Source organism: Staphylococcus sp. HMSC072H03, assembly GCF_001809305.1.
Classification (GTDB): Bacteria; Bacillota; Bacilli; order Staphylococcales; family Staphylococcaceae; genus Staphylococcus; species Staphylococcus hominis.
Window position 1 is genome coordinate 94260 of sequence record NZ_KV796867.1, and the last position, 23928, is coordinate 118187.

Here is a 23928-nt window from a genome sequence, read left to right on the forward strand (position 1 = left end):
TTGTTTTTTTAAGTAAGTAATATTAAACTATTAAAGTATTTCAAAAAAAGGAGTTTAAAGCTGTGAAAAAATACTTCCAATTCGACGAGTATGGTACTAACTACAAAAGAGAAATCATCGGTGGTATCACAACTTTCTTATCAATGGCTTATATATTAGCCGTGAATCCTCAAGTCTTAAGTTTAGCAGGTGTTAAAGGTATATCTGGTGATATGAAAATGGATCAAGGTGCCATTTTTGTAGCGACAGCATTAGCAGCCTTTGTAGGATCTTTATTCATGGGACTGATTGCAAGATATCCGATTGCGCTTGCCCCAGGGATGGGGTTAAATGCGTTCTTTGCATTTACAGTTGTTTTAACAATGGGAATTCCTTGGCAAATCGGTTTAACAGGTGTGCTATTTTCAGGTATATTCTTTGCGATATTAACAGCAACTGGATTGAGGGAAATAATTATTAATGCAATACCCTATGAAATGAAAATGGCGGTTTCGGCAGGTATAGGGCTATTTATTACTTTTGTAGGTTTACAAAGTGCAGGTATTATTGTAAAAAATGATTCAACGCTTGTAACATTAGGTCATTTAACTAAACCATCAGTACTTTTAGCTATATTTGGGATTGCTATAACAATCATTTTATATGCTAGAAAGGTTCCAGGTTCAATCTTTATTGGTATGATTATAACTGCAATTGTAGGGATGATTACGGGTCAAATTCATACACCATCAGGTATTGTAGGTAAAATTCCAAGTATTACACCTACATTTGGAGCAGCTTTTGAAGCATTTAAAGATCCAGGCCAATTATTTACAATCCAATTTCTTATTGTTATTTTAACGTTCTTCTTTATTGATTTCTTTGATACTGCAGGTACTTTAGTAGCAGTAGCAACCCAAGCAGGTATAATGAAAGACAATAAATTACCAAGGGCTGGAAGAGCATTATTTGCAGACTCGCTTGCTACAATTGTTGGAGCTATTTTTGGTACAACAACAACAACCTCTTATATTGAATCTACTTCTGGTGTTGCAGTAGGAGCACGTACAGGTTTTGCAAGTATCATAACTGGTTTTTGTTTCTTATTAGCATTATTCTTTAGTCCGCTAATCGAAGTCGTTACAAGTGCAGTAACAACACCAGCGTTAGTTGTAGTTGGTATTTTAATGGCGGCAAACTTTGCTGAAATTAATTGGAAAAAATTTGAAGTAGCAGTACCAGCATTCATTACAATCATTATGATGCCTTTATCATATTCAATTGCTACAGGTATTGCATGTGGGTTTATCTTCTATCCAATAACAATGTTAATTACTAAAAAACATAAAGAAGTTCATCCTATCATGTATGTATTAATGGTATTATTTATTTTATACTTCGTGTTTGTACACGGTTAGACATAAAAAGACACATTTAATTTTTGAATTAAATGTGTCTTTTTAATATTGAAATTATTAATTATTTTTATCATCTTTTTTGTATTGTGTATAAATAACTTTAGAATCTTTATTAGGAATGTAAGTTGGGGCGTTGAGTACAACAAATATAAAGAATACCATTAAGAAAAATAGTATCCAATGCGTAAACATACCAATAATAGGTAGAAAAGCAACAAATGATCCAATTAATCCAATAAATGGAATCATTGCCATTGGCTTAATTGTGTTTTGAGAATCTACTAATAGAATGATTCCTAAAATAAGATAAAGTAAAGCATTTAATAATAAAGGTTGCCAACCAAACCCAAGAATAACTGAGCCTCCTAAAAAAGGAATACCATAGAAAAATTCACTAGCTATTAAGAAGATACTAATAATTGCTAAAGTAAGTTTCACATTTCTTTTCATTTATATTATATTCACCTCCGATAAAGTTCATGAATTTTAAAATAAATTAGCATTAAAAATGTATAGCTATAATTTCAAAATTCATTACTCTCTATATCTATTATAAAGGTTTATAGAAAAAAGGGAAAAAATTTACTCAAAATGGTTGAACTACATAAAAATTTCCAGTACAATACTTAAGTATGTGTTAGACGTAAATAAAAAAAGTTAAAGAAAAACCTTGATTTATCAGTGTTTTTCTTGTAACATATTTAATGTTGGACTTGAAGAAAGCGATGAAGCGAAAGGTTACTGACACACCCGGCCGCTTTGCCATGGCGTTGTGTGAGATAGTTTTCGTGGAGAAGTCTATCACTTCAATGTAGACGAACAAGGAGGGAAAATTATGGCAAAACAAAAAATCAGAATCAGATTAAAAGCTTATGATCACCGTGTAATTGATCAATCAGCAGAAAAGATTGTTGAAACTGCTAAACGTTCTGGTGCAGATGTATCTGGACCAATTCCGTTACCAACAGAAAAATCTGTTTATACAATTATTCGTGCGGTGCACAAGGATAAAGATTCTCGTGAACAATTCGAACAACGTACACATAAACGTTTAATCGACATTGTTAACCCAACACCAAAAACAGTTGATGCTTTAATGGGCTTAAACTTACCATCTGGTGTAGACATCGAAATTAAATTATAATAGATCAATTTAGGAGGTGGACTTTCGATGACCAAAGGAATCTTAGGAAGAAAAATTGGGATGACACAAGTATTCGGAGAAAACGGTGAATTAATCCCTGTTACAGTAGTAGAAGCAAATCAAAACGTAGTATTACAAAAGAAAACTGAAGAAGTTGATGGCTACAATGCTATCCAAGTAGGTTTTGCAGACAAACAAGCATATAAAAAAGATGCTAAATCAAATAAATATGCAAATAAACCAGCTGAAGGTCACGCTAAAAAAGCTGGCGCAGCACCTAAGCGCTTCATTCGTGAATTCAGAAACGTTAATGTTGATGAATACGAAGTAGGTCAAGAAGTCACAGTAGATACTTTTGAAGCTGGAGACATTATTGATGTTACAGGAACTTCAAAAGGTAAAGGTTTCCAAGGTGCAATTAAACGTCATGGTCAAGGTCGTGGACCAATGGCTCACGGTTCTCATTTCCACAGAGCTCCAGGTTCAGTAGGTATGGCTTCAGATGCTTCAAGAGTATTTAAAGGTCAAAAAATGCCTGGACGTATGGGCGGTAACACAGTTACAGTTCAAAACTTAGAAGTTGTTCAAGTTGATACTGATAACAATGTTATTTTAGTAAAAGGTAATGTACCTGGACCTAAAAAAGGTTTTGTAGAAATTAAATCTTCAATTAAAAAAGGTAATAAATAATAAGTAGCGAAAGGAGGAAAAAGCATAATGGCTAATTATGATGTATTAAAAGTAGACGGATCAAAATCTGGTTCAGTTGAATTAAGCGATTCAGTTTTCGCAATCGAACCAAACAACAGTGTTCTTTTCGAAGCAATCAATTTACAACGTGCTTCTTTACGTCAAGGTACACACGCAGTGAAAAATCGTTCAGCTGTTCGTGGTGGTGGACGTAAACCATGGAGACAAAAAGGTACAGGACGTGCACGTCAAGGTACAATCCGTGCTCCACAATGGCGTGGTGGTGGTATCGTTTTCGGACCAACTCCAAGAAGCTATTCATACAAAATGCCTAAGAAAATGCGTCGTTTAGCATTACGTTCTGCATTATCTTTCAAAGTTCAAGAAAACAACTTTACAATCGTTGATACTTTTGGTTTTGATGCACCAAAAACAAAAGAATTCAAAAATGTTTTAACTACACTTGAACAACCTAAAAAAGTGTTAGTAGTAACAGAAAACGAAGATGTAAATGTTGAATTATCTGCACGTAATATTCCTGGCGTACAAGTAAGTACTGCTCAAGGATTAAACGTATTAGATATCACTAGCGCTGACAGTGTAATCATTACTGAATCAGCTGCGAAAAAAGTTGAGGAGGTGCTCGGATAATGGAAGCTAGAGATGTTCTTAAGCGCCCCGTAATCACTGAAAAATCTTCTGAAGCAATGGCTGAAGATAAATATACTTTTGACGTAGATACTCGTGCTAACAAAACTCAAGTTAAAATTGCAGTTGAAGAAATTTTCGACGTTAAAGTTGAAAGTGTAAATATCATCAACTACAAACCAAAGAAAAAACGTATGGGCCGTTATCAAGGCTATACAAATAAAAGAAGAAAAGCGATTGTAAAACTTAAAGAAGGTTCAATCGACTTATTCAACTAAAATAAAATAATATTACCATTAAGGAGGTAAGCGACAATGGCTCTTAAAAAATATAAGCCAATTACAAATGGTCGTCGTAATATGACTACGTTAGACTTCGCTGAAATCACGAAGACTACACCTGAAAAGTCATTATTACAACCGCTACCGAAAAAAGCGGGTCGTAACAATCAAGGTAAATTAACAGTTCGTCACCATGGTGGAGGACATAAACGTCAATATCGTGTAATTGACTTCAAACGTAATAAAGACGGAATCACTGCTAAAGTTGATTCAATTCAATATGATCCAAACCGTTCAGCTAACATTGCTTTATTAGTATATGCTGATGGTGAAAAACGTTACATTATTGCACCAAAAGGATTACAAGTAGGCCAAACAGTTGAAAGTGGTGCTGAAGCAGATATCAAAGTTGGTAATGCTTTACCATTACAAAATATTCCAGTTGGTACTGTAATTCATAATATCGAATTAAAACCTGGTAAAGGTGGACAAATTGCTCGTTCAGCAGGTGCAAGTTCACAAGTACTTGGTAAAGAAGGTAAATATGTATTAATCAGATTACGTTCTGGTGAGGTACGTATGATTTTATCTACTTGCCGTGCTACAATCGGTCAAGTTGGTAACTTACAACATGAACTTGTTAACGCTGGTAAAGCTGGTCGTTCAAGATGGAAAGGTATCCGTCCAACAGTTCGTGGTTCTGTAATGAACCCTAACGATCACCCACACGGTGGTGGTGAAGGTCGTGCTCCTATCGGTAGACCATCTCCAATGTCACCATGGGGTAAACCAACGCTTGGTAAGAAAACACGTCGCGGTAAAAAATCATCTGATAAACTTATCGTTCGTGGACGTAAGAGAAAATAATAACAACTTATTTGAGTGTGCGGCTTAACAGCTGCACGCACACAATAAGAAGGGAGGCGCCCAAATGGCTCGTAGTATTAAAAAAGGACCTTTCGTTGATGATCATTTAATGAAAAAAGTAGAAGCTCAAGACGGAAGTGAAAAGAAACAAGTAATCAAAACATGGTCACGTCGTTCTACAATTTTCCCAAATTTCATCGGTCATACTTTTGCAGTATATGATGGTCGTAAACATGTACCTGTTTATGTAACTGAAGATATGGTTGGTCACAAATTAGGTGAATTTGCTCCAACTCGTACATTTAAAGGACATGCAGCTGACGATAAAAAAACTAGTAGATAATAATATATATAAGTAGAGGAGGATATCCTAATGGAAGCAAAAGCGGTTGCTAGAACAATCAGAATCGCACCTCGTAAAGTAAGATTAGTTCTTGACTTAATTAGAGGTAAAAATGCTGGAGAAGCTATTGCTATTTTAAAATTAACTAATAAAGCTTCATCACCAGTAATTGAAAAAGTATTAATGTCCGCTTTAGCAAATGCTGAACATAACTATGACATGAATACAGATGAATTAGTTGTTAAAGAAGCATATGCAAATGAAGGACCAACTTTAAAACGTTTCCGTCCACGTGCACAAGGTCGTGCAAGTGCAATCAACAAACGTACAAGCCACATTACAATCGTCGTAAGTGACGGTAAAGAAGAAGCTAAAGAAGCTTAATAACTATTTAAGGAGGGAATACTGTGGGTCAAAAAATTAATCCTATCGGACTTCGTGTTGGAGTTATCCGTGATTGGGAAGCTAAATGGTACGCTGAAAAAGATTTCGCTTCTTTATTACACGAAGATTTAAGAATCCGTAAATTCATTGATAACGAATTAAAAGAAGCGTCAGTTTCTCACGTTGACATTGAACGTGCTGCTAACCGTATTAACATCGCAATCCACACTGGTAAACCTGGTATGGTAATTGGTAAAGGCGGTTCAGAAATTGAAAAACTTCGTAATAAATTAAATAACTTAACTGATAAAAAAGTACACATCAACGTTGTGGAAATTAAAAAAGTTGATATGGATGCTCGTTTAGTAGCAGAAAATATCGCACGTCAATTAGAAAATCGTGCTTCATTCCGTCGTGTACAAAAACAAGCTATTACAAGAGCTATGAAACTTGGTGCAAAAGGTATCAAAACTCAAGTATCAGGTCGTTTAGGCGGAGCTGACATCGCTCGTGCTGAACAATATTCAGAAGGAACTGTTCCACTTCATACTTTACGTGCTGACATTGATTATGCACATGCTGAAGCAGACACTACTTATGGTAAATTAGGTGTTAAAGTATGGATTTATCGTGGTGAAGTTCTTCCTACTAAGAATACTAGTGAAGGAGGAAAATAATAATGTTACTACCAAAACGTGTTAAATATCGTCGTCAACATCGTCCAAAAACAACTGGTCGTTCTAAAGGCGGTAACTTTGTAACATTTGGTGAGTATGGTTTACAAGCTACAACAACTTCTTGGATCACATCTCGTCAAATCGAATCTGCTCGTATCGCTATGACACGTTACATGAAACGTGGCGGGAAAGTTTGGATTAAAATCTTCCCACATACGCCTTACACTAAAAAACCTTTAGAAGTACGTATGGGTGCTGGTAAAGGTGCTGTTGAAGGCTGGATCGCAGTTGTAAAACCAGGTCGTATTTTATTTGAAATCGCTGGTGTATCTGAAGATGTAGCTCGTGAAGCATTACGTTTAGCAAGTCACAAACTTCCAGTAAAAACTAAGTTTGTAAAACGTGAAGAATTGGGTGGTGAAACAAATGAAAGCTAAGGAAATTAGAGACTTAACCACTTCAGAAATCGAAGAACAAATCAAATCTTCAAAAGAAGAGCTTTTTAACCTACGCTTTCAGTTAGCTACAGGTCAATTAGAAGAAACTGCACGTATTCGTACAGTTAGAAAAACAATTGCATGTCTAAAAACTGTTGCTCGTGAAAGAGAAATTGAACAAAGTAAAGCTAATCAATAAAGTATAAGAAAGAGGAGGTTACAAAAGTGAGTGAAAGAAACGATCGTAAAGTTTATGTAGGTAAAGTTGTTTCTGATAAAATGGACAAAACAATTACTGTACTTGTTGAAACTTACAAAACACACAAATTATACGGTAAACGAGTAAAATACTCTAAAAAATATAAAACTCATGATGAAAACAATTCAGCTAAATTAGGAGATATTGTTAGAATTCAAGAAACTCGTCCTTTATCAGCATCAAAACGTTTCCGTTTAGTAGAAATTGTTGAAGAATCAGTAATTATTTAATACAAGATTAGAGATAAGGGAGGTTTAACTAATGATCCAACAAGAAACGCGTTTAAAAGTAGCAGACAACTCTGGTGCTCGTGAAGTACTTACAATCAAAGTATTAGGTGGATCTGGTCGCAAAACAGCGAACATTGGCGATATCATCGTATGTACTGTTAAAAATGCAACACCAGGTGGCGTTGTTAAAAAAGGCGACGTTGTGAAAGCTGTTGTTGTTAGAACTAAATCAGGCGTACGTCGTAACGATGGTTCTTATATCAAATTTGATGAAAATGCATGTGTCATTATTCGTGATGACAAAGGCCCACGTGGTACTCGTATCTTTGGTCCTGTTGCTCGTGAATTACGTGAAGGTAACTTCATGAAAATCGTATCATTAGCACCAGAAGTACTATAATTTATTAAAACCATAATATTTAAGGAGGTGCCCACATGCATATCAAAAAAGGTGACAACGTTAAAGTTATCGCAGGTAAAGATAAAGGTAAAGAAGGTAAAGTAATCGCTACTGAACCTAAAAAAGACCGCGTCGTTGTGGAAGGTGTTAACGTTATTAAAAAACACCAAAAACCAACTCAATTAAATCCTGAAGGTGGAATCTTAGAAACAGAGGCAGCAATCCATGTTTCTAACGTACAATTATTAGATCCTAAAACAAATGAACCTACTCGTGTTGGTTACAAATTTGTAGATGGTAAAAAAGTTCGTATCGCTAAAAAATCTGGCGAAGAAATCAAATCTAATAATTAATAACTAGTTGAAAGGAGGATCCACTTTGAACCGTTTAAAAGAAAGATATAATACTGAAGTTACTCAAAACTTAGTTAAAAAATTCAACTATAGTTCAGTAATGGAAGTACCAAAAATCGAAAAAATCGTTGTAAATATGGGTGTTGGTGATGCAGTTCAAAACTCTAAAGTGTTAGATAATGCTGTTGAAGAGTTAGAATTAATCACTGGACAAAAACCATTAATCACTAAAGCTAAAAAATCAGTTGCAACATTCCGTTTACGTGAAGGTATGCCAATCGGTGCAAAAGTAACACTTCGCGGAGAAAGAATGTATGAATTCTTAGATAAATTAATCGCAGTTTCATTACCTCGTGTACGTGACTTCCAAGGTGTTTCTAAAACAGCTTTCGATGGTCGTGGTAACTACACTTTAGGAATTAAAGAACAATTAATTTTCCCAGAAATCGATTATGATAAAGTAAGTAAAGTAAGAGGAATGGATATTGTTATCGTAACAACTGCTAACACTGACGAGGAAGCTCGTGAATTGTTAACAAACTTCGGTATGCCATTTCGTAAATAATCTCTAAAAGGAGGCTAATTAAGTGGCTAAAACTTCTATGGTTGCTAAGCAACAGAAAAAACAAAAATATGCAGTACGTGAATATACTCGTTGTGAACGCTGTGGTCGTCCACATTCTGTATATCGTAAATTTAAATTATGCCGTATTTGTTTCCGTGAATTAGCTTATAAAGGCCAAATTCCTGGCGTACGTAAAGCTAGCTGGTAAGATAAAAGAGTTTGAAAGGAGGCAACAATAAATGACTATGACAGATCCAATCGCAGATATGCTTACTCGTGTAAGAAACGCAAACATGGTGCGTCACGAGAAATTAGAATTACCTGCATCAAATATTAAAAAACAAATTGCTGAAATCTTAAAAAATGAAGGTTTCATTAAAAACGTAGAATACGTTGAAGATGATAAACAAGGTGTTATTCGTTTATTCTTAAAATATGGTCAAAACAATGAACGTGTTATCACAGGATTAAAACGTATCTCAAAACCAGGTTTACGTGTATATGCTAAAGCGAACGAAGTGCCTAAAGTATTAAATGGTTTAGGTATCGCATTAGTTTCAACTTCTGAAGGTGTCATCACTGATAAAGAAGCTAGAAAACGTAACGTTGGTGGAGAAATCATCGCATACGTTTGGTAATAATAAATAAGGAGGTGCCATAACATGAGTCGTGTTGGTAAGAAAATTATTGACATCCCTAGTGACGTTACAGTATCTTTTGACGGACAAACAGCTACTGTAAAAGGTCCTAAAGGTGAATTAACTAGAACTTTTGATGAAAGAATGACTTTTAAACAAGATGAAAACACTCTAGAAGTTGTAAGACCTACTGATTCTAAAGAAGATAGAACAGTTCATGGTACAACTCGTGCGTTATTAAATAATATGGTACAAGGTGTTTCTCAAGGTTTTGTTAAAACTCTTGAACTTGTTGGTGTAGGTTACCGTGCTCAAATGCAAGGTAATGACTTAGTATTAAACGTTGGTTACTCTCATCCTGTTGAAATTAAAGCTGAAGATGGCATTACTTTCGCAGTAGAGAAAAATACAACTGTTACAGTATCTGGTGTATCTAAAGAACAAGTTGGAGCTATCGCTTCTAATATTCGTTCAGTAAGACCTCCAGAACCTTATAAAGGAAAAGGTATCCGTTACCAAGGTGAATATGTTCGCCGTAAAGAAGGTAAAACTGGTAAATAATAGATAACTCTCTAAAGAAAGGAGTAATACAATGATCAGTAAAATTGATAAAAACAAAGTGCGTTTGAAAAGACATGCTCGTGTGCGTACTAAATTATCAGGTACAGCTGAAAAACCACGTTTAAATGTATATCGTTCAAACAAACATATTTATGCACAAATTATTGATGATGTTAAAGGTGAAACTTTAGTACAAGCTTCATCTCAAGATAAAGATATCGCTAGTGATTCTACTTCTAAAGTTGATTTATCAACTAAAGTTGGTGAAGTAATCGCTAAAAAAGCTTCAGATAAAGGTATCAAAGAAATCGTATTTGATCGTGGTGGCTATTTATATCATGGTCGCGTTAAAGCGTTAGCTGAAGCTGCGAGAGAAAACGGATTAGAATTTTAATTTAAAGGAGGGACAAATACATGGCTCGTAGAGAAGAAGAAACGAAAGAATTTGAAGAACGCGTTGTTACAATTAATCGTGTTGCTAAAGTTGTTAAAGGTGGACGTCGTTTCCGTTTCACTGCATTAGTAGTAGTAGGAGATAAAAATGGTCGTGTAGGTTTCGGTACTGGTAAAGCTCAAGAGGTACCAGAAGCTATTAAAAAAGCTGTAGAAGCAGCTAAAAAAGATTTAGTAGTAGTTCCACGTGTAGAAGGAACAACTCCTCACACTATCACTGGCCGTTATGGTTCTGGTAGTGTATTTATGAAACCAGCTGCACCTGGTACAGGAGTTATCGCTGGTGGTCCAGTACGTGCCGTATTAGAATTAGCAGGTATCACTGATATCTTAAGTAAATCATTAGGTTCAAATACACCTATCAACATGGTACGTGCGACATTAAATGGTTTACAAAACCTTAAAAACGCTGAAGATGTTGCGAAATTACGTGGCAAATCAGTAGAAGAATTATATAATTAAGGAGGGAAAATAAATAATGGCTAAATTACAAATTACCCTCACTCGTAGTGTTATTGGTCGTCCTGAAACACAACGTAAAACTGTTGAAGCGTTAGGTCTTAAAAAGACTAATAGTTCAGTAGTTGTTGAAGATAACCCTGCAATTCGTGGGCAAATCAACAAAGTTAAACACTTATTAACAGTTGAAGAAAAATAATTAAGGAGGTGCCTAAATAATGAAATTACATGAGTTAAAATCAGCTGAAGGTTCACGTCGTGTACGTAATCGTGTAGGTCGTGGTGCTGGTACAGGTAATGGTAAAACTAGTGGTCGCGGTCAAAAAGGTCAAAAAGCACGTTCAGGTGGTAGCGTAAGACCAGGATTTGAAGGTGGACAATTACCTTTATTCCGTCGTTTACCAAAACGAGGTTTCACTAACATTAATCGTAAAGAATATGCTATTGTTAACTTAGACCAACTTAATCAATTTGAAGATGGTACTGAAGTAACTCCAGCTTTATTAGTTGAAACTGGTGTGGTTAAGAATGAAAAATCTGGTATTAAAGTACTAGGTAATGGTTCACTTGATAAAAAATTGACAGTGAAAGCTCACAAATTCTCAGCTTCAGCGGTTGAAGCTATCGATGCTAAAGGTGGAGCACACGAGGTGATCTAATGTTTCAAACGTTTATGAGCTTCTTTAAAACTAAAGAAGTTCGAAACAAGATTTTCTTCACATTAGCAATGTTAGTAATATTCAAAATAGGAACTTATATTCCGGCTCCTGGAGTTAATCCTGAGCCTTTTGAACAGCAAGGTTCTGATCAAGGTGTCGCTGCTCTTCTTAATACGTTTGGTGGCGGAGCCTTAAAGAACTTTTCTATCTTTGCTATGGGTATAATGCCGTACATCACTGCTTCTATCGTAATGCAATTATTACAAATGGACATTGTCCCTAAATTTACTGAATGGGCTAAACAAGGTGAAGTAGGTAAAAGAAAGCTTAGCAATGTAACACGTTATTTCGCTATCATATTGGCATTTATACAGTCAATTGGTATGGCATTTCAATTTAATAACTATTTAGGCGGTAAATTGATTATTCATCAATCTGTCATGAGTTATTTATTGATTGCTGTAGTTTTAACAACTGGAACTGCATTTTTAATTTGGCTTGGTGATCAAATTACACAGTTTGGTGTAGGTAATGGTATTTCAATCATTATCTTTGCAGGTATTTTATCAACGTTGCCATCATCAATTATCCAATTTGTGCAACAAGCATTTGTTGGTAATGACGATACAACGTTAGCATGGTTAAAAGTCATCGGTTTAATTGTTGGATTAATTTTATTAACAATTGGAGCGATTTATGTATTGGAAGCGAAACGTAAAATTCCAATTCAGTATGCTAAAAAACAATCTGCACAACGTTTAGGATCACAAGCAACATATCTACCTTTAAAAGTAAACTCTGCAGGGGTTATTCCAGTCATCTTTGCGATGGCATTCTTCTTATTGCCAAGAACATTAACATTGTTCTTCCCTAAAGCTGATTGGGCGCAAAATATTGCAGAATATGCTAACCCTTCAAACACTTATGGTATGATTGTTTATGTTATATTAATTATTGCATTTGCATATTTCTATGCCTTTGTTCAAGTTAATCCTGAAAAAATGGCTGACAACTTGAAAAAACAAGGTAGTTATGTACCAGGAATTAGACCTGGGGAACAAACAAAAAAATATATTACTAAAGTACTTTATCGCTTAACTTTTGTAGGCTCTATTTTCTTAGCAGTTATTGCTATTCTTCCAATTATAGCGACAAAATTTATGAATTTACCTCAATCAATTCAAATTGGTGGTACAAGTTTATTAATCGTTATTGGTGTAGCAATTGAAACTATGAAATCACTTGAAGCACAAGTGAGTCAAAAAGAATATAAAGGCTTTGGTGGTAGATAATTTGTAGGAGGGCAATTTATGAATATCATTTTAATGGGTTTACCTGGAGCTGGTAAAGGTACTCAAGCGAGTGAAATTGTTAAGAAATTCCCAATACCACATATATCTACTGGTGACATGTTCAGAAAAGCGATTAAAGATGAAACTGATTTAGGAAAAGAAGCTAAATCATACATGGATCGTGGAGAATTAGTCCCTGATGAAGTTACTGTAGGTATCGTTAAAGAAAGAATTTCTGAAGACGATGCAAAAAAAGGTTTCTTATTAGATGGATTCCCTAGAACAATTGAGCAAGCTGAGGCATTAAACAACATTATGTCTGAGCTTGACAGAAATATTGATGCTGTTATCAATATTGAAGTTCCTGAGGAAGAGCTAATGAATCGTCTTACAGGTCGTCGTATCTGTGAGAAATGTGGTACAACTTATCATCTTGTATTTAATCCTCCAAAGGTTGATGGTGTTTGTGATATCGATGGTGGAAAACTTTATCAACGTAAAGATGATAATCCAGAAACAGTATCTAATCGTTTAAGCGTTAATGTTAAACAATCCAAGCCAATTTTAGAGTATTACGATGAAAAAGGCGTATTGAAAAACATTGATGGTGCGAAAGATATTGACGAAGTAACCAAAGATGTCATTGATATCTTAGATCAATTAAAATAGGTCAACTAATGTGCGATCTAGATTTATGTGAACTTTGATTAGGTTTCTCTGGCAAGAATTTATTTTTTGAGTGTCGTATGACGATCATAATTCCCGCATTTTGTTAAACTTATAATAACTATTCACTATATTAGATTCGTATCGTTGAAGTTGTCTATTGACGATTACCTTACTATTGTAAAAAGGGGGAAGTTAATCAATGGCGAAACAAGATGTAATAGAATTAGAAGGTACAGTACTTGATACTTTACCAAATGCTATGTTTAAAGTAGAATTAGAAAATGGTCATGAAATTTTAGCACATGTAAGTGGTAAAATTAGAATGAATTATATTCGTATTCTACCTGGCGACAAAGTAACAGTAGAAATGTCTCCGTATGATTTATCACGCGGTAGAATTACGTATCGTTATAAATAATCGTCACTCCATAATATAGGGAGGTATAAAAATGAAAGTAAGACCATCAGTAAAACCTATTTGCGAAAAATGTAAAGTCATTAAACGTAAAGGTAAAGTTATGGTAATTTGTGACAATCCTAAGCACAAACAAAGACAAGGTTAATAAAAGAGAGGTGTAAAAATATATGGCACGTATTGCAGGAGTAGATATTCCACGTGAAAAACGCGTAGTTATTTCATTAACTTACGTATATGGTATCGGTACTTCAACAGCTAAAAAAATTGTTGAAGAAGCTAACGTATCAGCTGATACACGTGTAAAAGATTTAACAGATGACGAATTAGGTCGTATCCGTGAAGTAGTTGACGGTTATAAAGTAGAAGGTGACTTACGCCGTGAACAAAACTTAAACATTAAACGTTTAATGGAAATTTCATCATACCGTGGTATTCGCCACCGTCGTGGTTTACCAGTTCGTGGTCAAAAAACTAAAAACAATGCTCGTACTCGTAAAGGCCCAGTTAAAACTGTAGCTAATAAGAAAAAATAATAGGTAAAGGAGGCAAAATATAAATGGCACGTAAACAAGTATCTCGTAAACGTAGAGTTAAAAAGAATATTGAAAATGGTGTAGCACACATCCGTTCAACATTCAACAATACAATCGTAACTATCACTGATGAATTTGGTAATGCTTTATCTTGGTCATCAGCTGGTGCATTAGGTTTCAAAGGATCAAAAAAATCAACACCATTCGCTGCTCAAATGGCATCTGAAACTGCTTCAAAATCAGCAATGGAACATGGTTTGAAAACTGTTGAAGTAACAGTAAAAGGACCTGGACCAGGTCGTGAATCAGCTATTCGTGCATTACAATCAGCTGGTTTAGAAGTAACAGCAATCAGAGACGTTACTCCAGTACCTCACAACGGTTGTCGTCCACCAAAACGTCGTCGCGTATAATTTTTATTGATTGTTATTGTTACAAATCACTGAGCGAAACAATTTTAAAATTAATTCGACGTTATTAAGGAGGATTTTGTAAATGATAGAAATTGAAAAACCTAGAATTGAGACAATTGAAATTAGTGAAGATGCTAAATTCGGTAAGTTCGTTGTTGAACCACTTGAACGTGGCTACGGTACTACACTAGGAAACTCCTTACGTCGTATCCTACTATCTTCATTACCAGGTGCAGCCGTTAAGTACATCGAAATTGAAGGTGTTTTACACGAATTTTCAGCTATAGACAATGTTGTTGAAGATGTTTCTACAATTATTATGAACATCAAAAAATTAGCATTAAAAATCTATTCTGAAGAAGATAAAACATTAGAAATTGATGTGAGAGATGAAGGCGAAGTAACAGCAAGTGATATTACTCACGATAGTGATGTTGAAGTTCTAAACCCAGAACTTAAAATTGCAACAGTGTCTAAAGGTGGACATTTAAAAATTCGTCTTGTTGCTAATAAGGGTAGAGGTTACGCATTAGCAGAACAAAATAATACTAGTGATTTACCAATTGGTGTAATTCCTGTAGATTCACTATATTCACCTGTTGAACGTGTAAACTATACAGTTGAAAATACACGTGTAGGTCAAAGTAGTGATTTTGATAAATTAACTTTAGATGTTTGGACTAATGGTTCAATTACTCCACAAGAGTCTGTTTCATTAGCTGCTAAAATTATGACTGAACATTTAAATATTTTCGTTGGTCTTACAGATGAAGCGCAAAATGCTGAAATCATGATTGAAAAAGAAGAAGATCAAAAAGAAAAAGTACTTGAAATGTCTATCGAAGAATTAGACTTATCAGTGCGTTCATATAACTGTTTAAAACGTGCAGGCATCAATTCTGTTCAAGAATTAGCGGACAAGTCTGAAGCTGATATGATGAAAGTGCGTAATTTAGGTCGTAAATCTCTTGAAGAAGTTAAATATAAATTAGAAGATTTAGGATTAGGTTTAAGAAAAGAAGATTAATAAGTTAAAGGAGGTTAACTCATGGGTTACAGAAAATTAGGTCGTACTTCTGATCAACGTAAAGCTATGTTACGTGATTTAGCTACATCACTTATCGTAAGTGAGCGTATTGAAACTACAGAAGCTCGTGCAAAAGAAGTTCGTAGTGTTGTTGAGAAATTAATCACTTTAGGTAAAAAAGGTGACTTAGCATCTCGTCGTAATGCTGCTAAAACATTACGTAATGTTGAAATCTTAAATGAAGATGAAACTACACAAACTGCACTTCAAAAATTATTTGGTGAAATTGCTGAACGTTATGCAGAACGTCAAGGTGGATACACTCGTATTCTTAAAGTAGGTCCTCGTCGTGGTGACGGTGCTGAATCAGTTATCATCGAATTAGTAGATTAATTTTATATATAAATACACTAACTACTTGTATTTAAAGCAAATGAGTGCAACGATAATGTTTGCCACATACAAATATTGTCTAGCTCAGAGTACCCCATCAACTAAATACTAATATAAAGCGTGAACTCAACTAAAATGTGATGGGGTGCGCGCTTTTTTAATTTTAATGAATCTATAATGATTAAAAAGAGTCGTGCTTTTGAGGCATGACTCTTTTTATATATAAAAGACGTTTACTCATGTACATCTAGTTTTTATTCATGTAAACTAATGTAGTAACTATTAATAAAGGAGGAAGGCTGTGAAAACTGATAATAACAATATCATCGAACTTAAACATGTACATTTTCAATATCAAAAAGATGCGGCCTTCACTTTAGAAGATGTGTCATTTAATATACCAAAACATCAATGGACATCCATTGTAGGACATAATGGTTCGGGGAAATCTACAATTGCAAAACTTATAGTTGGAATAGAACAAGCAACTGAAGGAGAAATTTTTTATAACAATCATTTAGTTACGCCTGATTATTTAAGAGAGGTTAGACGCCATATTGGTATTGTCTTTCAAAATCCAGAAAATCAATTTGTAGGTTCAATTGTGGAATATGATGTAGCTTTTGGACTCGAGAATCACGCAGTATCTCATGACAAAATGAAAGCAATCGTCATTCAATCTTTAGATAATGTAGATATGAAAGAATATATGGAATATGAACCACATTCTTTATCGGGAGGCCAAAAGCAACGCGTGGCTATTGCAGGAGTCTTAGCACTAAGTCCAGATGTCATCATTCTTGATGAAGCAACCTCTATGTTAGATCCCCAAGGTAAACAGTCTTTACTTTCATTAATTAAACAAGTTAAACAAGAGAAAAATTTAACGATTATTTCTATTACTCATGATTTAAGTGAAGCGTTAGAAAGTGATCATGTCGTCATTATGAATAAAGGCAAAGTTTACAAAGAAGGCAAGCCAAATTTTATTTTTTTAAATACACAGTATTTAGTAGAGATTGGCTTAGATTTACCATTTGCAATGAAAATGAATCAAAAGCTAGGCTTTAAAGATGAATTCACTACATATGAAGGGCTGGTTGATAAATTATGACCATTCAATTTAATCATGTTTCATATATTTATCAAAAAGGCACTCCTTATGAATATCAAGCCTTAAATGATATCAATCTCAAAATTGAGCAAGGTAAATACTATGCGATTGTTGGTCAAACAGGAAGTGGTAAATCCACACTCATTCAACATTTTAATGGGCTATTAAAACCAACAAAAGGTAGTATTACTTTTGATAATAAGGAGATTACTCATAAAACAAAAGACAAGCATCTACGAGAATTAAGACAACAAGTAGGTTTGGTTTTTCAATTTCCTGAATCACAATTGTTTGAAGATAGTGTGGAAAGAGAAGTAGCATTTGGTCCTAAAAATTTTAAGATGAATGTGGAACAAGTTAAGTCTTATGCGTATCAGTTACTCTTAGATTTAGGTTTTGATCATCATATTATGGAACAATCGCCATTTGAAATGTCAGGTGGTCAGATGCGTAAAATTGCATTAGTTTCTATCCTTGCAATGAAACCGAATATAATTATTCTTGATGAGCCTACTGCTGGACTTGACCCAAAAAGTCGTCAGCAAGTGATGGAATTAATAAAATCAATTCAAGTCAATCATCATAAAACAGTCATATTAGTGTCACACGATATGAATGATGTGGCGCGATATGCAGAAGAAATCATTGTAATGAGACAAGGGAAAGTAATAGAACAGTGCTCTCCTAAATCATTATTCAGACAACACGAAAAACTGAAAGATTGGCATATTGCATTGCCTGATGTAGTACAACTGCAATATGATGTTGAAGATAAATATCAAACCATGTTTAATGATATTGCCTTAAATGAAGATGAGTTTGTAACATTGTATCAGGAGTGGCAAGAACATGAAAAATAAACTTATTATAGGACGTTATTTACCTAATAACTCTGTGATACATCGTCTTGATCCTAGAGCAAAGTTGATTTTTGTATTTGTATTTATTATTTTTATCTTTTTTGCTCATTCTTTTGCTACATTTGCTTGGATAATATTATTAATTCTATGTTTTATGAAAATGGCTAAAATTCAATTTTGGTTTTTAATTAAAGGATTAACACCGATATTTTTCTTCTTAATCTTTACGTTTTTAATGCACATCTTCTTTACTCACGGTGGGACTACGCTATTAGAAATAGGTTTTATTAAAATTGATAGTACAGGGGTATTAGAAGGTATTTTTATTTCTTTAAGATTAATAACGATTGTTATGGTTGCAACAATTATGACATTATCAACAAGTCCAATTGACTTGACTGATGCTTTTGAAAAGTTAATGGCCCCATTGAAACTATTTAAAATTCCTGTGCATCAATTAAGTATGATTATGTCAATTGCTTTAAGGTTTATTCCAACATTGATGGATGAATTAGATAAAATTATTCTTGCTCAAAAATCAAGAGGTTCTGAAATCAGTTCGGGGAGTTTAATGACAAGAATTAAAGCTTTCATCCCATTAATGATACCGCTATTTATTTCTGCCTTTCAAAGAGCTGATGAATTAGCCATTGCAATGGAAGTTAGAGGATATGATGCTAATGTACAACGTACAAGTTATCGTAAGTTGTCATGGCATAAGAGAGATACTTTGAGTCTATTCAGTCTGATACCTATTGGAATGATATTATTTATATTAAAATATATGGGAGTGTAAGACATTGCGCATACTAGTAAATATTGCGTATCAAGGACATGGATTTCTTGGTTTTCAAATTCAACAACAAGGTAGAACTGTTCAACAACAATTTGAAAAAATTTTAAAACGTATGCATCGCCGACATGTGCGTATACATCCATCAAGTCGCACAGATCGTGGTGTGCATGCTTATGAACAGTATTTTCATTTTGACACAGAATTGAATATTGAGCCTAAACAATGGAAATATGCGATGAATAGTGCGTTACCTGAGGATATTTACGTGAATAGTGTAAAACAAGTAGATGACACGTTTCATTGTCGTTATGATTGTGTAGGTAAGAGATATCGCTATAAAGTGTATCAAGCGGAACATCGCAATCCATTTGAAAGTGGTCTTAAGACATTTATAAAAGATGACTTAGATTTAGATAAGATGAATGAAGCGGCTAAACACTTTATTGGAACTCATGATTTTACTGGATTTTGTTCACAAAAGACTGAAGTTGAAAGTAAAGAACGTACACTATACCAAAGTGAAGTTGTCAAAACGGACGAAGGTTTTGACTATATCGTCACAGGTTCTGGTTTCTTATATAATATGGTGCGCGTACTTGTAGCTTTTTTAATAGAAGTAGGTAAAGGGAAGCGACAACCTAACGAAGTTCCTGAACTGCTTAAAGCTAAAAATAGAGATAATGTGCCTTTTACAGCACCCGCTGAAGGATTATATCTTGAAAAGATATATTTAGATCCAGAAGCACTTAAAAATGACTTTGGTGAGGATGTAAAAATACATTACAAAAAATCATTACAAAATGACTAATATGCATTGACAAATGGGCTTATAAAATATAAGATAGTTAACGGTATTGTTTTATATCATCCCACGATAAGCCCCGGAAACTTATTGTGTTACAAGATATATAAGCAGATTAGACAGGAATAAAATAAATGAACATTACGCTTTGAAATCGTAACAGAATGACCTAGATTGCAGGCCTCGTTCGTAGGTTCGACTGCGATGAGTACCTGTAATCTAAGACGAAGCATTTATTTTTAGGAGGATAATTATTATGCGTCAAACATTTATGGCAAATGAATCAAACATTGAGCGCAAATGGTATGTTATCGATGCTGAAGGCCAAACATTAGGTCGTTTATCATCAGAAGTAGCATCTATCTTACGCGGTAAAAATAAAGTAACTTATACACCACACGTTGATACTGGTGACTATGTAATCATCATCAACGCTGAAAAAATCGAATTAACTGGTAAAAAAGAACAAGATAAAGTTTACTACCGTCACTCAAATCACCCAGGTGGTATTAAATCAGTGACTGCTGGTGAATTAAAACGTAACAACCCTGCTCGTTTACTTGAAACTTCTATCAAAGGAATGTTACCAAGTTCACGTTTAGGTGAAAAACAAGGTAAAAAATTATTTGTATACAGTGGCGCTGAACACCCACACGCTGCACAACAACCAGAAAACTACGAATTACGTGGTTAATTAGAAGGAGGAAATTACATTGGCACAAGTTGAATATAGAGGCACAGGCCGTCGTAAAAACTCAGTAGCACGTGTACGTTTAGTACCAGGTGAAGGTAATATCACTGTTAACGATCGTGACGTACGCGAATACTTACCATTCGAATCATTAATCTTAGACTTAAACCAACCATTCGATGTTACAGAAACTAAAGGTAACTATGATGTATTAGTTAACGTATACGGTGGTGGTTTCACTGGACAAGCTCAAGCTATCCGTCATGGTATCGCTCGTGCATTATTAGAAGCTGATCCAGAATACAGAGGTTCTTTAAAACGCGCAGGTTTATTAACTCGTGACCCACGTATGAAAGAACGTAAAAAACCAGGTCTTAAAAAAGCACGTCGTTCTCCACAATTCTCAAAACGTTAATATTGGAATTGTTGCAAACTTGTTTGCTTACAAGTTCAATATGCAAATTGCGTCAGCAATTTGTGTTCAATTAAAATGTTTAAAGCACTTCTCAAAGTTGAGAAGTGCTTTTTTATATAAAAAGGCTAGTAGTTCTAAAAAACACTAGCCACATGTATATCTATTTATTTTTCATAACTTCTTCAACCACTTCTGTCATGTCATTATGAATAACTAAACTTGCTTGTCTATCATACGGTGTAGCGTCTCTATTAATAATTACAAGATTGTCTCCTGTAAAGTTAGAAATAAAGCCAGCAGCAGGTTGTACGACCAAGGATGAACCTAACACAATGACAGTATCTGCTTTTTGGATTTTATCTAATGCTCTAAAGACAGTAGGCTGATCGAGCATTTCACCGTATAATACGATATCAGGACGAATGACATCACCGCAGTTCTCACAATATCTTAATTTGTGTTCCATAACATATGATTTCGTATATTCTTTCCCACAATTGATGCAATAAAAGCGATTCAGTGTACCATGAATTTCATCAATATGTTCACTTCCAGCATCCTCATGTAACCCATCGATATTTTGAGTAATCACACCTAAAGATTTGCCTTCTTTTTCTAACTCTGCAATCCATTCATGGACGATATTAGGTTTTTTATCTGCTACTAGTAGTCGTTTATGATAAAAGTCGATAAAGCTTTCTTTATTATCATTTAAATGATCAATACTTAATAAATATTCAGGTGAATAACCCTCTTTTGAAATTTCATCAAATAATCCACCCATGGAGCGGAAATCAGGTATACCACTTGCAACTGATACACCCGCACCAGTAAAAAATACAATTTTGTTTGATTTATCAACAATTTCTTTTAATTTTTCAATTTTATTACTCAATCTGAGCACCTCGTTTATAATAATGACTAATATAACTTTTTTAAAATGAATTTTATACTATTATTACAACATATTTTTACCTTTATTTTCTAGTTTTAAAACAAGTAATAGTATAGAATGAAATTGCGTTTAAAATCTTTATGAGATATATGTGTTCATTTTATATGGACATGTTTAATAAAATAAGTTGGATGTGAGAATTTGAATGAATAAATACGATCGTTTAGAAGAAATTACTAAACTCGTAAATCAAAAAGGAACGGTTAGGACAAATGAAATCGTTGAGGAACTTAATGTATCTGACATGACAGTGCGTCGTGATTTAGCTGAACTAGAAGAAAAAGGATTACTAACTAAAATACATGGTGGTGCACGTAGTAATTCAACTTTTCAAATTAAAGAAAAGTCTCATCAAGAAAAGCACACAGAGAATATTGAAGAAAAACGTGCTGTCGCAAGGAAAGCTGTTAACTTAATTGAAGAAAATGATACGATTTTTTTAGGACCTGGAACAACAATCGAGTTACTAGCTCAATTAATAGAACGAGAGTCATTAACAGTGATTACGAATTGTTTTCCAGTATTTCAAATATTATTTAAAAAGCGTTCGCTAAATTTTAAAGTTTACTTATTAGGTGGAGAAATGAGAGAACTTACTGAATCATTTGTAGGTGAAATGACAAATACGCTTCTTAAAACAAAACGATTTAGTAAAATGTTTTTTAGTTGTAATGGAATAAAAGATGCAGATGTACTCACTTCTACAATTGACGAAGCGTATACACAACAACTTGCACTTCATCGTTCACTTGAAAAATACTTATTAATTGATACTTCAAAAATTGGAAAAGAAGATTTTACTCAATTATGTCATTTAGAAGATTTAACAGCAGTAGTTGTTGATAAAAATGATGAAGATAATGTACAAAAATTAAAAGCTTACACAGAAGTGATATATTAATTGAATGATACCAAGATTGTTTAAATAAACAATCTTGGTATTTTTTTTAGATAATTGAACGCAATTAAACATAAAAACAAAATATTTTGTTTAAAAAATGAAATTCCAAACAATATTCGAACATTTATTGTTGATTATTTGTTTATTTATGTTTATAATTTAGGTGTAAAGATTTGAAAGCGCTTTTTCAAACACATGTGTTTAATTATCTTATTTTCAAAGGAGAATCATTATGACAATTTTTATTGGTTCAGATGTCGCTGGTCAACGTCTTAAAGATGTTGTAAAAACATTTTTAAAAGAAAATAACCATGATGTAGTAGATGTAACAGAAGGAAAAGAATTAGACTTTGTTGATTCAACATTAGCAGTTGTACACGAAGTACAAAAGAACGATGATAATTTAGGAATTGCAGTGGATGCTTATGGTGCAGGTAGTTTTATTGTTGCTACAAAAGTAAAAGGAATGATTGCTGCTGAAGTATCAGATGAACGTTCAGCATATATGACACGTAGTCACAACAATGCACGCATGATTACAATGGGTGCTGAAATTGTAGGCGATACATTAGCTAAAAATATTGCTAAAGAATTTGTAAATGGACACTATGATGGCGGACGTCACCAAATCCGTGTAGATATGTTAAATAAAATGTGCTAATTGGAGGAATAAATAATGAAAATTGCTATAGGTTGCGATCACATTGTAACTGATACAAAAATGGAAGTTTCACAACACTTAAAAGCTCAAGGACACGAAGTTATTGATGTAGGTACGTATGATTTTACACGTACACATTATCCTATCTTCGGTAAAAAAGTAGGAGAAAAAGTTGCTAGTGGAGAAGCAGATTTAGGCGTATGTATTTGTGGTACTGGCGTTGGTATTAGTAATGCAGCAAACAAAGTTCCAGGTGTAAGAACAGCATTAGTACGTGATATGACATCAGCACTTTATTCAAAAGAAGAATTGAATGCTAATGTTGTTAGTTTCGGCGGTAAAGTAGCAGGTGAATTATTTATTTTCGATATCGTTGATGCATTTATTAAAGCGGAATACAAACCTACTGAAGAAAATAAAAAATTAATTGCTAAAATTAATCATTTAGAAGCACATAACGATAATCAAGCTAATCCTCACTTCTTTGATGAATTCTTAGAAAAATGGGACAAAGGTGAATATCACGATTAAGGAAGATGTGAA

Annotated in this window: 41 protein-coding genes; 39 read left to right on the forward strand and 2 right to left on the reverse strand. The window is 34.1% G+C overall.

Annotated features, from left to right (window positions below; all coding sequences use genetic code 11):
* Positions 1-62: 62 nt before the first annotated feature.
* A complete protein-coding gene (locus HMPREF2578_RS00930; RefSeq protein WP_002448576.1) occupies positions 63-1397 on the forward strand; it encodes an NCS2 family permease in 1335 nt (444 codons plus the stop codon).
* 57 nt (positions 1398-1454) lie between these two features.
* Here the strand turns inward: HMPREF2578_RS00930 and HMPREF2578_RS00935 are convergent, their stop codons facing one another.
* Complete coding sequence (locus tag HMPREF2578_RS00935; protein ID WP_017174846.1) at positions 1455-1847, reverse strand: hypothetical protein; 393 nt, start codon at positions 1845-1847, stop codon at positions 1455-1457.
* A gap of 385 nt (positions 1848-2232) precedes the next feature.
* Between HMPREF2578_RS00935 and rpsJ the strand changes: the two genes are divergently transcribed.
* The 35 genes from rpsJ (at position 2233) to rpsI (ending at position 20868) form a co-directional block, all read left to right on the forward strand.
* Positions 2233-2541, forward strand: a complete 309-nt coding sequence (gene rpsJ / locus HMPREF2578_RS00940) for a 30S ribosomal protein S10 (protein WP_001118666.1) — start codon at positions 2233-2235, stop codon at positions 2539-2541.
* A 27-nt stretch (positions 2542-2568) separates the two neighbouring features.
* Positions 2569-3231: a 50S ribosomal protein L3 gene (gene rplC / locus HMPREF2578_RS00945; protein WP_002448523.1), complete on the forward strand. Its 663-nt coding sequence runs from the start codon at positions 2569-2571 to the stop codon at positions 3229-3231.
* Positions 3232-3258: 27 nt separating this feature from the next.
* A complete protein-coding gene (gene rplD / locus HMPREF2578_RS00950; protein ID WP_002448327.1) occupies positions 3259-3882 on the forward strand; it encodes a 50S ribosomal protein L4 in 624 nt (207 codons plus the stop codon).
* Positions 3882-4157 carry a 50S ribosomal protein L23 gene (gene rplW / locus HMPREF2578_RS00955; protein WP_002448403.1) on the forward strand — a complete coding sequence of 92 codons (276 nt, stop codon included), beginning with the start codon at positions 3882-3884 and terminating at the stop codon, positions 4155-4157. Before rplD ends, rplW begins: the two co-directional genes overlap by 1 nt.
* A 36-nt stretch (positions 4158-4193) precedes the next feature.
* A complete protein-coding gene (gene rplB / locus HMPREF2578_RS00960) occupies positions 4194-5027 on the forward strand; it encodes a 50S ribosomal protein L2 (protein WP_002448473.1) in 834 nt (277 codons plus the stop codon).
* 64 nt (positions 5028-5091) lie between these two features.
* Complete coding sequence (rpsS, locus tag HMPREF2578_RS00965; RefSeq protein WP_002448348.1) at positions 5092-5370, forward strand: 30S ribosomal protein S19; 279 nt, start codon at positions 5092-5094, stop codon at positions 5368-5370.
* A 30-nt stretch (positions 5371-5400) separates the two neighbouring features.
* On the forward strand, positions 5401-5754 hold the full coding sequence (gene rplV, locus HMPREF2578_RS00970; protein ID WP_001829734.1) for a 50S ribosomal protein L22: 354 nt from the start codon (positions 5401-5403) through the stop codon (positions 5752-5754).
* 23 nt (positions 5755-5777) lie between these two features.
* Entirely contained in the window at positions 5778-6431 is a 654-nt protein-coding gene (gene rpsC, locus HMPREF2578_RS00975; protein ID WP_017174845.1) for a 30S ribosomal protein S3, read from the forward strand.
* A 2-nt stretch (positions 6432-6433) separates the two neighbouring features.
* Entirely contained in the window at positions 6434-6868 is a 435-nt protein-coding gene (gene rplP, locus HMPREF2578_RS00980; protein ID WP_002448374.1) for a 50S ribosomal protein L16, read from the forward strand.
* Positions 6858-7067: a 50S ribosomal protein L29 gene (rpmC, locus tag HMPREF2578_RS00985; protein WP_070508209.1), complete on the forward strand. Its 210-nt coding sequence runs from the start codon at positions 6858-6860 to the stop codon at positions 7065-7067. Before rplP ends, rpmC begins: the two co-directional genes overlap by 11 nt.
* A gap of 26 nt (positions 7068-7093) precedes the next feature.
* On the forward strand, positions 7094-7357 hold the full coding sequence (gene rpsQ / locus HMPREF2578_RS00990) for a 30S ribosomal protein S17 (protein ID WP_002448443.1): 264 nt from the start codon (positions 7094-7096) through the stop codon (positions 7355-7357).
* 31 nt (positions 7358-7388) lie between these two features.
* A complete protein-coding gene (rplN, locus tag HMPREF2578_RS00995) occupies positions 7389-7757 on the forward strand; it encodes a 50S ribosomal protein L14 (protein WP_002432661.1) in 369 nt (122 codons plus the stop codon).
* A 35-nt stretch (positions 7758-7792) separates the two neighbouring features.
* On the forward strand, positions 7793-8110 hold the full coding sequence (gene rplX, locus HMPREF2578_RS01000) for a 50S ribosomal protein L24 (RefSeq protein ID WP_002448459.1): 318 nt from the start codon (positions 7793-7795) through the stop codon (positions 8108-8110).
* Positions 8111-8135: 25 nt separating this feature from the next.
* Positions 8136-8675 carry a 50S ribosomal protein L5 gene (rplE, locus tag HMPREF2578_RS01005; protein WP_002448593.1) on the forward strand — a complete coding sequence of 180 codons (540 nt, stop codon included), beginning with the start codon at positions 8136-8138 and terminating at the stop codon, positions 8673-8675.
* Between the two features lie 22 nt (positions 8676-8697).
* A complete protein-coding gene (locus HMPREF2578_RS01010; RefSeq protein WP_001140799.1) occupies positions 8698-8883 on the forward strand; it encodes a type Z 30S ribosomal protein S14 in 186 nt (61 codons plus the stop codon).
* Between the two features lie 31 nt (positions 8884-8914).
* Positions 8915-9313, forward strand: coding sequence for a 30S ribosomal protein S8 (rpsH, locus tag HMPREF2578_RS01015; RefSeq protein WP_002448514.1), 399 nt, complete (start codon positions 8915-8917; stop codon positions 9311-9313).
* A 24-nt stretch (positions 9314-9337) separates the two neighbouring features.
* Positions 9338-9874: a 50S ribosomal protein L6 gene (rplF, locus tag HMPREF2578_RS01020; protein WP_061544272.1), complete on the forward strand. Its 537-nt coding sequence runs from the start codon at positions 9338-9340 to the stop codon at positions 9872-9874.
* A 31-nt stretch (positions 9875-9905) separates the two neighbouring features.
* Positions 9906-10268, forward strand: coding sequence for a 50S ribosomal protein L18 (gene rplR, locus HMPREF2578_RS01025; RefSeq protein WP_017174843.1), 363 nt, complete (start codon positions 9906-9908; stop codon positions 10266-10268).
* A gap of 20 nt (positions 10269-10288) precedes the next feature.
* On the forward strand, positions 10289-10789 hold the full coding sequence (rpsE, locus tag HMPREF2578_RS01030; RefSeq protein ID WP_002448405.1) for a 30S ribosomal protein S5: 501 nt from the start codon (positions 10289-10291) through the stop codon (positions 10787-10789).
* Between the two features lie 16 nt (positions 10790-10805).
* A complete protein-coding gene (gene rpmD / locus HMPREF2578_RS01035) occupies positions 10806-10985 on the forward strand; it encodes a 50S ribosomal protein L30 (protein ID WP_001096576.1) in 180 nt (59 codons plus the stop codon).
* Between the two features lie 19 nt (positions 10986-11004).
* Positions 11005-11445 (forward strand): 50S ribosomal protein L15, encoded by a 441-nt coding sequence (gene rplO, locus HMPREF2578_RS01040; RefSeq protein WP_017174842.1) that lies wholly within the window; start codon positions 11005-11007, stop codon positions 11443-11445.
* Complete coding sequence (gene secY / locus HMPREF2578_RS01045) at positions 11445-12737, forward strand: preprotein translocase subunit SecY (RefSeq protein WP_002448596.1); 1293 nt, start codon at positions 11445-11447, stop codon at positions 12735-12737. The genes rplO and secY overlap by 1 nt, the downstream gene beginning before the upstream one ends.
* An 18-nt stretch (positions 12738-12755) precedes the next feature.
* Positions 12756-13406, forward strand: a complete 651-nt coding sequence (locus HMPREF2578_RS01050; protein WP_002448556.1) for an adenylate kinase — start codon at positions 12756-12758, stop codon at positions 13404-13406.
* A 199-nt stretch (positions 13407-13605) separates the two neighbouring features.
* Entirely contained in the window at positions 13606-13824 is a 219-nt protein-coding gene (gene infA / locus HMPREF2578_RS01055; RefSeq protein WP_001829792.1) for a translation initiation factor IF-1, read from the forward strand.
* Between the two features lie 31 nt (positions 13825-13855).
* Positions 13856-13969, forward strand: a complete 114-nt coding sequence (gene rpmJ / locus HMPREF2578_RS01060; protein ID WP_001829709.1) for a 50S ribosomal protein L36 — start codon at positions 13856-13858, stop codon at positions 13967-13969.
* A gap of 22 nt (positions 13970-13991) precedes the next feature.
* Positions 13992-14357 carry a 30S ribosomal protein S13 gene (gene rpsM, locus HMPREF2578_RS01065; protein ID WP_002448629.1) on the forward strand — a complete coding sequence of 122 codons (366 nt, stop codon included), beginning with the start codon at positions 13992-13994 and terminating at the stop codon, positions 14355-14357.
* A gap of 23 nt (positions 14358-14380) precedes the next feature.
* Positions 14381-14770, forward strand: coding sequence for a 30S ribosomal protein S11 (gene rpsK, locus HMPREF2578_RS01070; RefSeq protein ID WP_000101625.1), 390 nt, complete (start codon positions 14381-14383; stop codon positions 14768-14770).
* An 82-nt stretch (positions 14771-14852) separates the two neighbouring features.
* On the forward strand, positions 14853-15797 hold the full coding sequence (locus HMPREF2578_RS01075; RefSeq protein WP_002448356.1) for a DNA-directed RNA polymerase subunit alpha: 945 nt from the start codon (positions 14853-14855) through the stop codon (positions 15795-15797).
* Positions 15798-15818: 21 nt separating this feature from the next.
* Entirely contained in the window at positions 15819-16190 is a 372-nt protein-coding gene (gene rplQ, locus HMPREF2578_RS01080; RefSeq protein WP_002448491.1) for a 50S ribosomal protein L17, read from the forward strand.
* 301 nt (positions 16191-16491) lie between these two features.
* The gene (locus HMPREF2578_RS01085) at positions 16492-17304 is read left to right on the forward strand and encodes an energy-coupling factor transporter ATPase (protein WP_049379213.1); all 813 of its coding nucleotides are present in this window, start codon (positions 16492-16494) and stop codon (positions 17302-17304) included.
* Entirely contained in the window at positions 17301-18164 is an 864-nt protein-coding gene (locus HMPREF2578_RS01090; protein WP_019835776.1) for an energy-coupling factor transporter ATPase, read from the forward strand. Before HMPREF2578_RS01085 ends, HMPREF2578_RS01090 begins: the two co-directional genes overlap by 4 nt.
* Positions 18154-18960 carry an energy-coupling factor transporter transmembrane component T family protein gene (locus HMPREF2578_RS01095; RefSeq protein ID WP_049434086.1) on the forward strand — a complete coding sequence of 269 codons (807 nt, stop codon included), beginning with the start codon at positions 18154-18156 and terminating at the stop codon, positions 18958-18960. The genes HMPREF2578_RS01090 and HMPREF2578_RS01095 overlap by 11 nt, the downstream gene beginning before the upstream one ends.
* Before the next feature lie 4 nt (positions 18961-18964).
* Positions 18965-19768: a tRNA pseudouridine(38-40) synthase TruA gene (gene truA, locus HMPREF2578_RS01100; RefSeq protein ID WP_070508210.1), complete on the forward strand. Its 804-nt coding sequence runs from the start codon at positions 18965-18967 to the stop codon at positions 19766-19768.
* 250 nt (positions 19769-20018) lie between these two features.
* Positions 20019-20456: a 50S ribosomal protein L13 gene (rplM, locus tag HMPREF2578_RS01105; RefSeq protein ID WP_002448612.1), complete on the forward strand. Its 438-nt coding sequence runs from the start codon at positions 20019-20021 to the stop codon at positions 20454-20456.
* 19 nt (positions 20457-20475) lie between these two features.
* Entirely contained in the window at positions 20476-20868 is a 393-nt protein-coding gene (gene rpsI / locus HMPREF2578_RS01110; RefSeq protein WP_002448344.1) for a 30S ribosomal protein S9, read from the forward strand.
* A 160-nt stretch (positions 20869-21028) separates the two neighbouring features.
* Here rpsI and HMPREF2578_RS01115 read toward each other — a convergent pair whose 3' ends face one another.
* Complete coding sequence (locus tag HMPREF2578_RS01115; protein ID WP_048762071.1) at positions 21029-21763, reverse strand: NAD-dependent protein deacylase; 735 nt, start codon at positions 21761-21763, stop codon at positions 21029-21031.
* Positions 21764-21968: 205 nt separating this feature from the next.
* On the opposite strand from HMPREF2578_RS01115, the gene HMPREF2578_RS01120 reads away from it, so the two are divergent.
* The 3 genes from HMPREF2578_RS01120 (at position 21969) to lacB (ending at position 23916) form a co-directional block, all read left to right on the forward strand.
* Entirely contained in the window at positions 21969-22724 is a 756-nt protein-coding gene (locus HMPREF2578_RS01120) for a DeoR/GlpR family DNA-binding transcription regulator (protein ID WP_017174829.1), read from the forward strand.
* A gap of 232 nt (positions 22725-22956) precedes the next feature.
* On the forward strand, positions 22957-23385 hold the full coding sequence (lacA, locus tag HMPREF2578_RS01125) for a galactose-6-phosphate isomerase subunit LacA (protein WP_002448540.1): 429 nt from the start codon (positions 22957-22959) through the stop codon (positions 23383-23385).
* Positions 23386-23400: 15 nt separating this feature from the next.
* On the forward strand, positions 23401-23916 hold the full coding sequence (lacB, locus tag HMPREF2578_RS01130; RefSeq protein WP_002448324.1) for a galactose-6-phosphate isomerase subunit LacB: 516 nt from the start codon (positions 23401-23403) through the stop codon (positions 23914-23916).
* Positions 23917-23928 lie beyond the last annotated feature (12 nt).